The sequence below is a fragment of the Eubacterium callanderi genome (assembly GCF_900142645.1).
Classification (GTDB): domain Bacteria; phylum Bacillota; class Clostridia; order Eubacteriales; family Eubacteriaceae; genus Eubacterium; species Eubacterium callanderi.
In genome coordinates this window covers 85095-97553 of record NZ_FRBP01000001.1, presented here as the reverse complement: position 1 = coordinate 97553, position 12459 = coordinate 85095, and the positions used below count along the sequence as shown (strand labels likewise).

Annotated in this window: 11 protein-coding genes; all 11 read left to right on the top strand. The window is 46.8% G+C overall.

All coding sequences use genetic code 11. The features are described 5' to 3' along the window. Positions 1 to 38: 38 nt before the first annotated feature. The 11 genes from BUC22_RS00470 (at position 39) to gltX (ending at position 12437) form a co-directional block, all read left to right on the top strand. Positions 39 to 914, top strand: coding sequence for a branched-chain amino acid ABC transporter permease (locus BUC22_RS00470; RefSeq protein ID WP_013381797.1), 876 nt, complete (start codon positions 39 to 41; stop codon positions 912 to 914). Positions 915 to 917: 3 nt separating this feature from the next. Further along, on the top strand, positions 918 to 1925 hold the full coding sequence (locus BUC22_RS00465) for a branched-chain amino acid ABC transporter permease (protein ID WP_013381796.1): 1008 nt from the start codon (positions 918 to 920) through the stop codon (positions 1923 to 1925). After that, positions 1925 to 2683: an ABC transporter ATP-binding protein gene (locus tag BUC22_RS00460; protein ID WP_013381795.1), complete on the top strand. Its 759-nt coding sequence runs from the start codon at positions 1925 to 1927 to the stop codon at positions 2681 to 2683. The genes BUC22_RS00465 and BUC22_RS00460 overlap by 1 nt, the downstream gene beginning before the upstream one ends. A 10-nt stretch (positions 2684 to 2693) precedes the next feature. Next, positions 2694 to 3398 (top strand): ABC transporter ATP-binding protein, encoded by a 705-nt coding sequence (locus BUC22_RS00455; RefSeq protein ID WP_013381794.1) that lies wholly within the window; start codon positions 2694 to 2696, stop codon positions 3396 to 3398. Positions 3399 to 3656: 258 nt separating this feature from the next. Then, the gene (tig, locus tag BUC22_RS00450) at positions 3657 to 4943 is read left to right on the top strand and encodes a trigger factor (RefSeq protein ID WP_073381800.1); all 1287 of its coding nucleotides are present in this window, start codon (positions 3657 to 3659) and stop codon (positions 4941 to 4943) included. A gap of 19 nt (positions 4944 to 4962) precedes the next feature. Further along, on the top strand, positions 4963 to 5544 hold the full coding sequence (gene clpP, locus BUC22_RS00445) for an ATP-dependent Clp endopeptidase proteolytic subunit ClpP (protein WP_038353137.1): 582 nt from the start codon (positions 4963 to 4965) through the stop codon (positions 5542 to 5544). A gap of 11 nt (positions 5545 to 5555) precedes the next feature. Continuing rightward, the gene (gene clpX, locus BUC22_RS00440; protein ID WP_013381791.1) at positions 5556 to 6821 is read left to right on the top strand and encodes an ATP-dependent Clp protease ATP-binding subunit ClpX; all 1266 of its coding nucleotides are present in this window, start codon (positions 5556 to 5558) and stop codon (positions 6819 to 6821) included. Positions 6822 to 6907: 86 nt separating this feature from the next. Then, positions 6908 to 9292, top strand: coding sequence for an endopeptidase La (gene lon / locus BUC22_RS00435; protein WP_013381790.1), 2385 nt, complete (start codon positions 6908 to 6910; stop codon positions 9290 to 9292). Continuing rightward, a complete protein-coding gene (gene yihA, locus BUC22_RS00430; protein ID WP_013381789.1) occupies positions 9289 to 9870 on the top strand; it encodes a ribosome biogenesis GTP-binding protein YihA/YsxC in 582 nt (193 codons plus the stop codon). The genes lon and yihA overlap by 4 nt, the downstream gene beginning before the upstream one ends. A gap of 66 nt (positions 9871 to 9936) precedes the next feature. Then, positions 9937 to 10884 carry a tRNA epoxyqueuosine(34) reductase QueG gene (gene queG / locus BUC22_RS00425; protein ID WP_013381788.1) on the top strand — a complete coding sequence of 316 codons (948 nt, stop codon included), beginning with the start codon at positions 9937 to 9939 and terminating at the stop codon, positions 10882 to 10884. Positions 10885 to 10952: 68 nt separating this feature from the next. Then, positions 10953 to 12437, top strand: coding sequence for a glutamate--tRNA ligase (gltX, locus tag BUC22_RS00420; protein WP_013381787.1), 1485 nt, complete (start codon positions 10953 to 10955; stop codon positions 12435 to 12437). The last annotated feature ends 22 nt before the right edge of the window (positions 12438 to 12459 follow it).

The window sequence follows — 12459 nt, the reverse complement described above, 5'->3', positions numbered from 1 at the left end:
ATGGTGAATTAAAATATTTGAAAGGGAGGTAACTGTTTGTGGTCTTTTTGCAGCAGTTCATTAACGGACTGAATTCAGGCAGTATTTACGCATTGATCGCCATCGGTTATACGCTGGTATACGGTATCCTCAAACTCATCAACTTCGCCCACGGCGAGATCATGATGTTTGGAGCCTATTTCGCATTTATTGCCGCAACGACATTGAACTGGCCCTTCTGGGCGGTTATTGCATTTTCAATGATTTTAACCGCAGTGATGGGTGTAGTCATCGAATTTATCGCCTACCGGCCATTGAGAAACGCGCCGAGGTTATCCGCGCTCATCACAGCCATTGGTGTGAGTATGTTTTTACAAAACCTGGCACTTATGATCTTTGGGGCTGATCCAAAGGTTATGCCGAAGATTTTCCCTCAGGTAGTATTCCACGTGGGAGGTCTGGAAATTAATTCTATTACATTAATTACTATTGGTCTTTCTGTGCTTTTTATGATCTTATTGGAATTATTTATACAGAAGACGAAACAGGGCCGTGCCATGCGCGCCGTTTCAGAAAATCAGAATGCCGCTATTTTAATGGGAATTAATGTGAATAGAACTATTTCACTGACATTTTTGATCGGCTCTGCCCTGGGCGCCTTAGGGGGAATTTTATACAGTACCGCCTATCTGAACATTGCGCCGACCATGGGGACAATGCCGGGTCTTAAAGCCTTTGTCGCCGCAGTGCTTGGCGGTATCGGCAGTGTGCCGGGCGCTATGCTGGGCGGTTTTATTATCGGTATGATTGAAACCATGACCAAGGCGTACATTTCCTCAACCTGGGCAGACGCCATTGTGTTTTTAGTGCTGATCATTGTGCTTCTTTTTAAGCCGACAGGTATCCTCGGCAAGAATACGAGAGAGAAGGTGTAAGACATGACAAAGGAACTCAAAAAATCATACATTGTCAACGCAATCTCAATGATCGTAATTTTTGCAGTGATCTACTCACTGGTGACCTTTAAGATTGTTACCAACTATTTTGGCGGTATTGTCATTCTGACCTGTATCATGATCATTATGGCGACAAGCTTAAATATTGTAGCGGGCTTTCTGGGTGAAATGGCCCTCGGCCACGCAGGCTTTATGGCCATTGGGGCTTATACAGCGGCCAGTGTATCCATCGCTATCACCAACGGAAATGACTCGCTGCCTGCGCTTTTGGTCTTGATCATCGCATCTCTGGCCGGCGGGGTTGCCGCAGGGATTGTCGGGATTGTGATCGGAACACCGAGCTTGCGTCTCCGGGGGGACTACCTCGGGATTGTTACCATCGGCTTTGCTGAAATTATCCGTATTTTCTTTGTGAACTTTCAGCCTACCGGTGGTGCGCAGGGCCTTAAAGGAATTCCGCGTATTGCGACTCTGGGCTATGTTTACTGGATTATGATTGTTGTTATTTTACTGATCTTTACGCTGGGGCGCTCTAAATTCGGACGGGCCATTATGTCGATCCGTGAGGATGAGATCGCCTCTGAGGCAGCCGGGATTCCAACTACCAAATACAAGGTTATGGCCTTTACTATCTCCTCGTTCTTTGCAGGAGTCGGCGGTTCTCTGTACGCCCACTATCAGGGCTATCTGGATCCGAACAAATTCCAGTTCATGTTTTCAATAGAAATATTTGTCATCGTTGTACTCGGCGGTCTGGGCAGCGTGACAGGCTCTATTCTTTCAGCTATTGTACTGACGGTTCTGCCGGAACTTTTGCGGCAGTTCTCAGAATACCGTCTGCTGGTGTACTCTCTGGCTCTGGTAATTATGATGATTTTCAGACCTCAGGGCATGCTGGGACGCTATGAGTTCTCACTCACGCGTTTCTTTGAAAATCTGAAAAACCGTAAGGATACAACAAAGAATTCAGTGGACGGAGGTGACGCATAATGCCAATTCTTGAAGCAAAGGATGTAACCATGCGTTTTGGCGGCCTGACTGCTGTCGATAAATTCAATCTCACCCTGGGTTCCAATGAGCTGGTAGGGCTGATCGGCCCGAACGGCGCTGGTAAGACCACGATTTTTAATACCCTGACCGGTGTCTATGTCCCAACCGAGGGGGATATAAAAATTGAAGGTAAAAGCATTGTGGGCAAATCCCCACATGAGGTGGTTAAAATGGGCGCTGCCCGTACCTTTCAGAATATCCGTCTGTTTAAGGATTTAACCGCCATTGAAAATGTTGAAATCGCCTACCATAATTTTGTGAATTACAATCTGGCCCAGGGCCTCTTCCGCACCAGGAAATTCTGGAAGGAAGAGCAGAAGGCCTATGAAGAATGTAAAAAGCTTCTTGAAATTTTTGATATGGGCGAATACGAGCAGACCAAGGCAAAAAACCTGCCCTACGGCCAGCAGCGTAAACTTGAGATCGCAAGAGCCCTCGCATCAGACCCCAAGGTCCTGATGCTGGATGAACCGGCGGCAGGGATGAACCCCAACGAGACCGAAGAGTTGATGGAGACTATCCATTTTATCCGGAATAAGTTTAATATCACCGTTTTACTGATCGAGCATGATATGAAACTGGTTATGGGGATCTGCGAACGGATTGTGGTTGTTGACTACGGCCGTACCATTGCAGAGGGAACACCGGACGAAATTAAGAACAATCCTGATGTAATCCGGGCTTATCTCGGAGATTAGGAGGGGTTTGATGTTAAAAGTAAAAGATCTTAATGTATATTATGGAAAAATCCATGCCATCAAGGGGATTACCTTTGAGGTAAATGACGGTGAAATTGTCACCCTGATCGGCGCCAACGGAGCCGGTAAAACCACAACCCTCCAGACCGTTTCAGGACTTCTGAGGGCGGAAAAAGGCATTATCTCCTTTCAGGGAGAAGATATCAGTAAAGTAAAACCATACCAGATTCCGGATCTCGGGATTGCCCATGTACCAGAAGGCCGTCAGGTCTTTGCTGAGATGACCGTTTACGAGAATCTTGTGATGGGTGCTTTTATCAGAAAGGACAAGCGGGAGATCGCTCAGGATATGGAAATGGTCTTTAACTATTTTCCGCGCCTGAAGGAACGGTCTAAGCAGATTGCCGGTACCCTGAGCGGCGGCGAGCAGCAGATGCTGGCCATTGGGCGGGCGCTGATGACCAGACCGAAGCTTTTGCTCCTGGATGAACCGTCCATGGGGCTTGCGCCGATTCTGGTCGATGAAATTTTCAGTATGATTCAGACCATAAACAGCGCAGGGACTACCATTCTGCTGGTCGAACAGAACGCTAATAAAGCCCTGCGTATCGCGAATCGAGGATATGTACTGGAAACAGGCAAGATCAAGCTGCATGGTACGTCAGAGGAACTGCTTACCAATGACGAGGTACGCACAGCTTATCTGGGCGGCTGATACAGCCTGAATAAAATAGTGATTCACCATAGAATCCCGGGATTTCGTGATCCCGGGTTTTTATATGACAGGCAAAAACAGCAACTTGGACCTTATTTTTTGCAATTCGGGCCGAAATTTTTGAAGTTTACCTTAAAAATGAGCTGTAAAAGCCGAAATTTTTTTTAACAAAGCATTTCTACGCTTGATATGGCATAATTCCTGTGTTATACTTAGGAAATTGAGAATGTTTATAATTAGAGCTATGTGGAGGATAATATGAGCGCAAAAGAACTAAGTAATGAAAAAAATATAGTATCAGTTGAGATTACAGTATCAGCTGAAGACTTTCAAAAAGCAATTAAACAGTCTTACAACAAAAATAAAAAACATTTCACGATTCAGGGGTTCAGAAAGGGCAAAGCGCCCAGAAAACTGATCGAAGCTCACTACGGTAAGGGTGTATTCTATGAAGACGCCATTGATTTCGCGTTTCCAGGTGCCTACAAAGACGCGCTGGAGGAACTGAAAATTGAACCTGTAACCCGTCCGGAATTACAGGAAGTAAAAGAAGCCAGTGAAGACGGCGCAGTGTTTATTGTAAATATTGGCCTGAAACCTGCCGCAACACTCGGAGAATACAAGGGCGCAGAAATTGAATCCCTTGAAGCTGTTGTTTCCGATGAAGATATTGACGAAGAAATCACACGTATGGCTGGCATGAATGCACGCATGATCACTGATGAAAATGCTCAAGCTAAAAAGGGCGACACCGTTATTATTGATTTTGTAGGATACGTTGACGATGTACCGTTCGAAGGCGGCGAAGGCCATGACTATCCTCTGGAACTGGGCAGTAATACCTTTATTCCAGGATATGAAGATCAGCTCATAGGCGCAAAAACCGGTGAAGAAGTTGAAGTAAAGGTTACCTTCCCGGAAGATTACAAGCAGGATGATGTTGCCGGTAAAGAAGCAGTGTTTAAAACAATCGTTAATGAAGTCCAGGTTAAGGAACTTCCGGAAATCGATGACGAGTTTGCAAAAGATGTCAGTGAATTTGATACCTTAGACGAGCTGAAAGCCAGTGTCGCTGAAAAGTTAAAAGAAAAGAAAACAACAGAACTGCGCAGAAACGCTGAAAACAAAGTCATCGACTTTGCTGTTCAGAATGCAGAAATTGAAATTCCTTACCTGATGGTTGAAGAAGAGCTGGATCGTACCCTGGATACCTATGACCGCCAGTTAAAGAGCCAGGGACTGGTTCTCAACGATTATCTTGGCTATATGGGTTCAAATGTTGAACAGTTCAGAGAAGGTATGAAAGAAGATGTTGAACGCAATCTTAAGGCGGATTTTGTTTTAACTGAAATTGCAGAAGCTGAAAAGCTGGAACCAACAGAAGAAGAACTGGAAGAAGAAATCAAAAGATATGCCGCTTCCATGCAGCAGGATTTTGAAGAATTTAAAAAGACAGTGAACGAGACGATGGAAGGTTATATGAAGACCGATATCAAACGAAGAAAAGCCATCGATTTCTTAGTCGACGCCGCTCAGGTTAAATAATAGGGGTATAACAATGAATATGAATCTTGTCCCTATGGTTATTGAACAGACGGGACGGGGGGAACGTTCTTTTGACATTTATTCACGTTTGCTGAAAGAGCGGATTATTTTCCTTGACGGGGAAATAAATGATACAACATCCAGTCTGATCGTAGCACAGTTAATCTTTTTGGAAGCGGATAATCCAGACAAAGATATTGAGATGTATATCAACAGCCCGGGCGGCTCCATAACCTCCGGGTTTGCCATTTACGATACCATGAATTTTATTAAATGCGATGTCTCCACCATGTGTGTAGGCATGGCGGCGTCTATGGGCGCGTTTTTGCTGGCGGCGGGTGCCAAGGGCAAGCGCAAGGCGCTTCCGAACAGTGAGATCATGATTCACCAGCCTTTGGGCGGCGCCCAGGGCCAGAGTGTCGATGTGGAAATATATGCCAAACGTTTGATTAAAACGCGTGAAAAGCTCAATGAAATCCTCAGTGAAAAAACGGGTCAGCCCATTGACGTTATCGCAAGGGATACAGACCGCGACAATTTTATGTCTGCTGAGGAAGCGTTAGAATATGGTCTGATTGATCAAATCGTCAGTTCCAGATAAGAGGAATTAATATGTCAAACGAAAAAGATGGAATCAAACAGGTTTGCTGTTCTTTCTGCGGAAAGAGCCAGTCTCAGGTAAAGCGGATGGTTGCAGGACCAGGCGTCTACATTTGCGATGAATGTGTGGCTCTGTGTGAAGAAATCATTGCCAACGACTATGTGCCAAAGGAAATTGATTTTGAAAATGTGCCGACACCCCGTGAGATTAAAGCAAAGCTTGACGAATATGTTATTTCCCAGCACCGCGCAAAACGCGCGCTGGCAGTAGCGGTATACAATCACTACAAGCGTATTAACGCGATGCTGGATAGCGACGATGATGTCGAATTACAGAAAAGTAATATTATTTTAATCGGGCCTACAGGCTCTGGCAAGACCCTTCTGGCTCAGACGCTGGCGCGGGTATTGGATGTACCCTTTGCCATTGCGGACGCCACCTCTTTGACAGAAGCCGGTTATGTAGGCGAAGATGTTGAAAATATTCTGCTGAAGCTGCTGCAGGCAGCAGATATGGACGTTGAGCGCGCTCAAAAGGGGATTATCTATATAGATGAAATTGACAAGATCTCCCGAAAAAGTGACAATCCGTCCATTACCCGGGACGTCAGCGGTGAAGGCGTACAGCAGGCCCTGTTGAAAATTCTTGAGGGAACCGTTGCTAATGTTCCGCCGCAGGGAGGCAGAAAGCATCCGCATCAGGAGTTTATTCAGCTGGACACCTCCAATATTCTCTTTATCTGCGGCGGTGCCTTTGACGGCATGGACGGGGTAATTGAGCGTAGAATGGAAAAGGGCTCCATGGGCTTCAGTGCGACCATTAAAACCTCTGATGAGAAAGCCAAAGAAGAGCTTCTCGATAATATTGAGCCTCAGGATCTGCTGAAATACGGCCTTATTCCAGAATTTATCGGCCGTATTCCGGTCATTGCGACCCTTCAGAATTTAGATGAAGAGGCATTGATCAATATTCTGACCGAGCCTAAAAACGCCCTGGTTAAACAGTATAAAAAAATGTTTGAAATCGAAGGTGTAGCGCTGGAATTTGAAAAAGACGCTTTAAAGGCCATTGCCGAGAAGGCGCTGCAGAATGGCACTGGCGCCAGAGGTCTCCGCGGAATTATTGAAAATATCATGACGGACATTATGTTTGATATACCTTCGGAGGAAGGCGTATCGAAGGTTATTATCACTAAAGATGTGGTCGAACAGCTGGAAGCGCCCGTAGTGGAATCACAGCCAAAAGCCAGTGAAGAAAAGACGACCAGTGTATCTTAGAATACCTGTAAAAAAGCAATCTTATGGGATTGCTTTTTTTATAACTGAAAGACATCCCCTTTTATCTCTTAGAAAGGAGCAATAAAATGAATATTGAGAATGATGAAATGACTTTAAATAATCATATCCAGAATCCTGCGGGTCTTTCCGAAGATATCAAGGATGAGCAGAAAGGCCTGCCCATGATTCCCATGCGCGGTATGAGCGTGTTTCCGGGAATGGTAGTTCATTTCGACATCGGCAGGGATAAATCCATTCAGGCTCTTGAAACAGCCATGACAAGGGATCAGATTGTGTTTCTGACCGAACAGAAGGATATAAAAATAGAAGACCCGGAACCGGAAGACATCTACAGTGTTGGCTGTGTGGCCAAGGTTAAGCAGATGCTTAAAATGCCAGATAACCTGACCAGAATTCTCGTAGAAGTCCAGGAGAGGGCGAAAATTATTGAGTACATTCAGTATGAGCCCTTTTTTGAAGTGCTCTATGAGCCGGTCCAGAGTATTTATTATGACACCAAGGAAAATCAGGCACTGATCCGCATGATCCGCTCTGCCTTTGCGACCTATATGACTATGACCCGGAAAATGGCGACAGACCTGCTGGCCTCGCTGGACCTTGTGGACAATCCGGATAATCTTATTGACCTGATCTGCGCCAACCTGGTTTTGGAAAGCAAGGATGCCCAGCGCATTCTTCAGGAAACCGATGTGGAAAAACGCCTGATGATCACCTATGAGGTGCTGGTCAGCGAGCTGGAAATGCTTCGCATTGAACAGAATATTGACGCCAAGGTGAAATCGGAACTGGATAAAAACCAGCGCGAATATGTTCTCAGAGAACAGATCAAGGTCATTCAGGAAGAGCTTGGCGAAGGTGACGTCATCGACGAGATTGAGGATTACCGTGAGCGTCTTGATTCACTTGACGTCAGCGACGAGGTCCGGGAGAAGGTTACCAATGAGATTAACCGTCTGAACAAAATCCCGGCAGGGTCCTCAGAGGCTGGTGTGATTGAGAGCTATATTGAGTGGGTTCTCGATCTGCCCTGGAATATTATGACAGAAGAAACCCTTAATGTGGTGGAAGCGAGAAAGATACTCGATCACGATCATTACGCATTGGAGAAGGTTAAGGAGCGTATCTTGGAATACATTTCTGTTCTCCAACTGTCAAAGTCTCTGAAATCACCGATTTTATGCTTGGTGGGACCTCCGGGGGTTGGTAAAACTTCCATTGCCAAGTCCATTGCCCGGGCATTGAACCGTCCATATGTGCGTATGTCCTTAGGCGGGATGCGGGACGAGGCAGAGATTCGTGGGCACCGCAGAACCTATGTGGGGGCGATTCCGGGACGGATTATCTACCACTTGAAGCAGGCGGAAGCCATGAACCCGCTGTTCCTGCTGGATGAAATTGACAAGCTTAGCCAGGATTTCCGGGGCGATCCGGCGTCAGCCCTCTTGGAGGTTTTGGACCCGGAACAGAACAGTACTTTTACGGACAACTATCTGGAGCTTCCCTTCGATCTGTCCCATGTCATGTTCCTGACCACAGCCAACTCTCTTTCTACTATTCCGAGACCGCTGCTTGACCGTATGGAGATCATTGAGGTCAACGGCTATGTGGAAACAGAAAAACTGGAAATCGCCAAACGCTACCTGATTCCAAAGCAGCTGGAAATCCACGGTTTAAAGGCCAGCAGCTGTAAGATCAGCCAGAAGGCGCTGCAGAATATTATCAGTTACTATACCCGCGAATCCGGTGTCCGTGAGCTGGAGCGCCAGATTGCCCGTGTGTGCCGTGTGGCCGCGAAGGAAATTGTGGAAAACGGTAAGCAGAGTGTTTCCGTTACTCAGAAGAATCTTGACAAATTCCTGGGCATGGAGCGCTATTCCTTTGACACTATGAACAATGTCAAGGAGATAGGCCTTGTCAATGGGCTTGCCTGGACTTCTGTTGGCGGCGAAACGCTTCAGATTGAAGTGGTTGTTGTAAAGGGAACCGGCAAGATCGTAATTACCGGTCAGCTTGGCGACGTCATGCAGGAATCTGCCAAGGCAGCCATCAGCTATATTCGTTCCAAAATATCGGAGCTGGGTATTGCCGAGGATTTCTATGAAAAGAACGATATCCATCTGCATGTACCTGAGGGCGCAGTGCCAAAAGATGGACCTTCAGCGGGTATTACCATGACCACAGCACTGATTTCGGCTCTTACAGGTAAGCCAGTGCCTCAGAATCTGGCCATGACAGGTGAAATCACTTTGAGAGGCCGCGTGCTGCCAATCGGGGGACTACGCGAAAAGCTGACAGCTGCACACCGTGCAGGCATCAGGGAAATTATCCTGCCGAAGGAAAACCAGAAGGATCTTGAGGAAGTGCCGGATATGGTGCTGGAGGCTCTCAATATCCACCCGGTCAGCAAAATGGAAGAAGTTACAAAAATTGTATTTGAGGAGCTCAAATGAAAGTAACCCAAGCCGAGATCGTCATCAGCGCGGTCCAGCAATCTCAATATCCTGAGGATAATCTGCCGGAAATCGTCCTGCTGGGGCGCTCCAATGTCGGTAAATCCTCCTTTATCAACACACTGATCCAGAGAAAGGGCCTGGCCCGCACCAGCTCCCAGCCTGGAAAAACACAGACCATGAACTTTTACAAGATTAATGACGCTTTCTATTTTGTGGATATGCCAGGCTATGGCTATGCCAAGGTTTCTAAAAAAGAGCGTGAAAAATGGGGCGTTATGATTGAGGAATATCTCCAGAAACGTGAGAACATGGTGCTGGTCCTGCTGCTGGTAGACAGCCGCCACGAGCCCACTGAGGACGATCGGCTCATGTACGACTGGCTGACTTATTATGGTCTTGATCCGGTTATCATCGCGACAAAAGCCGACAAGATTTCAAAGGTACGGCAGAAAAAGGCAGTCGACAACATTTTCAATACATTGCGGCCAAGAAAGCGGAGTGATGTCATTCTGTTTTCAGCAGCCACTAAGATGGGAAAAGATGAAGCCTGGGAAGTAATTGAAGGACGGCTGTAAATTTTCAAAGAAAGCAGGCTTGCAGATAATAAGCCTGCTTTTTATTTTAACAGCCAGAGGAAAAATATGCTGAAGGAAGAAAAAATCAGAGAGGCCGCCAGAGCGGCTGGAATAGAAATGATTGGCTTTGCAGAGCCGCACCCTCTGACAGAGTGGCTGGAGATACTGGAAAAACGCAGAGAGCAGGGAAGGATCACAAGCTTTGAGCGCACACCGCCGTCCAGGCGCGTTGACTACAGCCAGGCCTTTCCAAAAGTAAAGGGGATCATCGTTATTGGCGTGCCTTACTGTACGGAGCTGCCAGAGCCGGAAGATAATACTGCACACGGAAGGATGGCCTCAGTGGCCTGGGGACAGGATTACCATGAGGTGGTTACAGAAAAAATGAATGGCCTCATGGCGCTGTTAAAGGAGACAGCCCCTTCACTTGAATACAGAAGCTATGTGGACAACAGCCGCCTTCTGGACCGGGCCACAGCCTGGCGGGCAGGCCTGGGTTTTTTCGGCAAAAACAATACCCTCATCAATCCAGAATATGGCAGTTTCTTTTTTATTGGGCAGATACTGGTAAGCAGTCTCATCGACTTTAAACATGCTGTGCCGCTTAAAAGCCAATGCGGCACCTGCCAGCGCTGTCTCATGGCATGTCCAAACCAGGCCCTGGGAGAGGGATATACACTGGAGCCTGAACGGTGCGTTTCCTATCTGACCCAGAAGAAAAAACTGACCCCAGAGGAAGAAAGACTGCTGGGCGTCACTTACCTGTACGGCTGTGATGACTGCCAGCGGGCCTGTCCCTGGAATATAAAGAGCTCAGACGGCGGACAGGCCTGGCCGGACATAGCGCCAGAAAGCATTTATCCTGGGCTTGATGAAACCGAAGCGATCAGCGAATCGGATTTTGAAGAAAAGTTTGGAAAAACAGCTGCTGCCTGGCGTGGAAAAGATGTCCTTGCCCGAAATGCAAGAATTATTAAAAATAACCTAAAAAATCATGCTAAAGATAAGAATTAATGCTATAATAGTTAGCGTGTAATAATTATAGAACCATGATTATCGATATCAATTAGAAGGAGAATTGAATGATTAGAGATCGTTTTGCTCCAAGCCCCACTGGCAACGTGCATGTGGGCAGCTTGCGAACCGCCTTATACAATTATTTGTTTGCCAAAAAGAATAACGGTCAGTTTTTGCTGCGCCTTGAAGATACAGACCGCACCCGCTACGAAGAAGGTGCGGTTGAAAATCTGCTGGGTGCTTTGATGGTAACCGGCGTTGTGCCGGACGAAGGCCTTTTTGAGGAGGACGGTAAAATTGTCCAGAAGGGTGACTACGGCCCTTATATCCAGTCAGAACGTCTGGAAATTTACAAAAAGTACATTGACCAGCTGCTGGAAAATGGGCAGGCTTACTATTGCTTTTGCACGAAGGAGCGTCTGGACGAAGTACGTGAAAAGCAGAAGAGGGCCGGTGAAACACCGCGCTATGACGGGCATTGCCGCAACCTGCCCAGAGAAGAAGTGGAGGCTCGTGTCGCAGCTGGCGAACCCTACGTTATCCGTCTGAAACTGCCGGAAGACCACGTTGTCACCTTTGATGACGCAGTCCGCGGCAGGATTGAGATAAACACCAATGATCTGGATGATCAGGTGTTAATTAAAACCGACGGTTTTCCAACCTACCATTTTGCCGTTGTCGTCGATGACCATCTCATGGGAATTACCCATGTTATCCGGGGCGAGGAATGGCTGCCCTCCACACCCAAGCATGTGTACTTGTACGAATGCTTGGGCTGGGAACAGCCTCAGTACGTTCACTTATCCAACATTCTGAATGATGACCATAAAAAACTCAGCAAACGCCAGGGCGATGTGTCTGTCGGTGATTTTCTTAAAAAAGGCTATCTTCCGGAAGCTTTGATCAATTTTCTGGCCCTTTTAGGCTGGAGCCCTGAGGATGAGCAGGAAATCTTTTCAATGGACGAGCTGGTCGAAGCCTTTGACCTGTCCAGAATCAATAAATCCGGCGCAGTATTTGACCGGGCAAAACTGGATTGGATGAACGCCCACTATATCAAGGAGCTTCCCATTGAGGAACTGACAGCACGCATGATTCCGTATCTGGTGGACGCTGGCTATATCACGGAGGCGGATATTGAAAAACGTATGCCATGGCTTGAAAAGGTTGGCGAGCTTATGCGTGAGCGGCTCAACTATTTTGCGCAGGTGCCGGAAGAAACAAAAGTGCTCTTTGACCGCAATTTTGAGATTACAGACCAGGAAAGCCTTGATCTTCTGAAAGAAGAAACCGTTCCGGTACTCTTTAATGCTTTGGTCGAAAAGATTACAGAGAGTGACGTGGTGGATACCGAACGCGCCAAAGCGATCCTGAAGGAAATACAGAAAGAACACAAAGCAGAAAAAATAAAAGGGAAAATGCTCTACATGCCTACCCGTATCATGTTGACCGGCGAAATGCACGGCCCCGATTTAACACTGATTATGGATGTACTCGGCAAAGAAGAGCTGTTACTGCGTCTTGACAGAATGCGCAGCATGATCCATTAGAAGTATCTAATGGTTAAGTAGA

What these genes read in the sequence shown, in the direction of transcription:
- BUC22_RS00465 (WP_013381796.1), top strand. Translation starts at nt 918, where the DNA reads ATGACAAAGGAACTCAAAAAATCATACATTGTCAACGCAATCTCAATG.
- BUC22_RS00460 (WP_013381795.1), top strand. Translation starts at nt 1,925, where the DNA reads ATGCCAATTCTTGAAGCAAAGGATGTAACCATGCGTTTTGGCGGCCTG.
- BUC22_RS00455 (WP_013381794.1), top strand. Translation starts at nt 2,694, where the DNA reads ATGTTAAAAGTAAAAGATCTTAATGTATATTATGGAAAAATCCATGCC.
- tig (WP_073381800.1), top strand. Translation starts at nt 3,657, where the DNA reads ATGAGCGCAAAAGAACTAAGTAATGAAAAAAATATAGTATCAGTTGAG.
- clpP (WP_038353137.1), top strand. Translation starts at nt 4,963, where the DNA reads ATGAATCTTGTCCCTATGGTTATTGAACAGACGGGACGGGGGGAACGT.
- clpX (WP_013381791.1), top strand. Translation starts at nt 5,556, where the DNA reads ATGTCAAACGAAAAAGATGGAATCAAACAGGTTTGCTGTTCTTTCTGC.
- lon (WP_013381790.1), top strand. Translation starts at nt 6,908, where the DNA reads ATGAATATTGAGAATGATGAAATGACTTTAAATAATCATATCCAGAAT.
- yihA (WP_013381789.1), top strand. Translation starts at nt 9,289, where the DNA reads ATGAAAGTAACCCAAGCCGAGATCGTCATCAGCGCGGTCCAGCAATCT.
- queG (WP_013381788.1), top strand. Translation starts at nt 9,937, where the DNA reads ATGCTGAAGGAAGAAAAAATCAGAGAGGCCGCCAGAGCGGCTGGAATA.
- gltX (WP_013381787.1), top strand. Translation starts at nt 10,953, where the DNA reads ATGATTAGAGATCGTTTTGCTCCAAGCCCCACTGGCAACGTGCATGTG.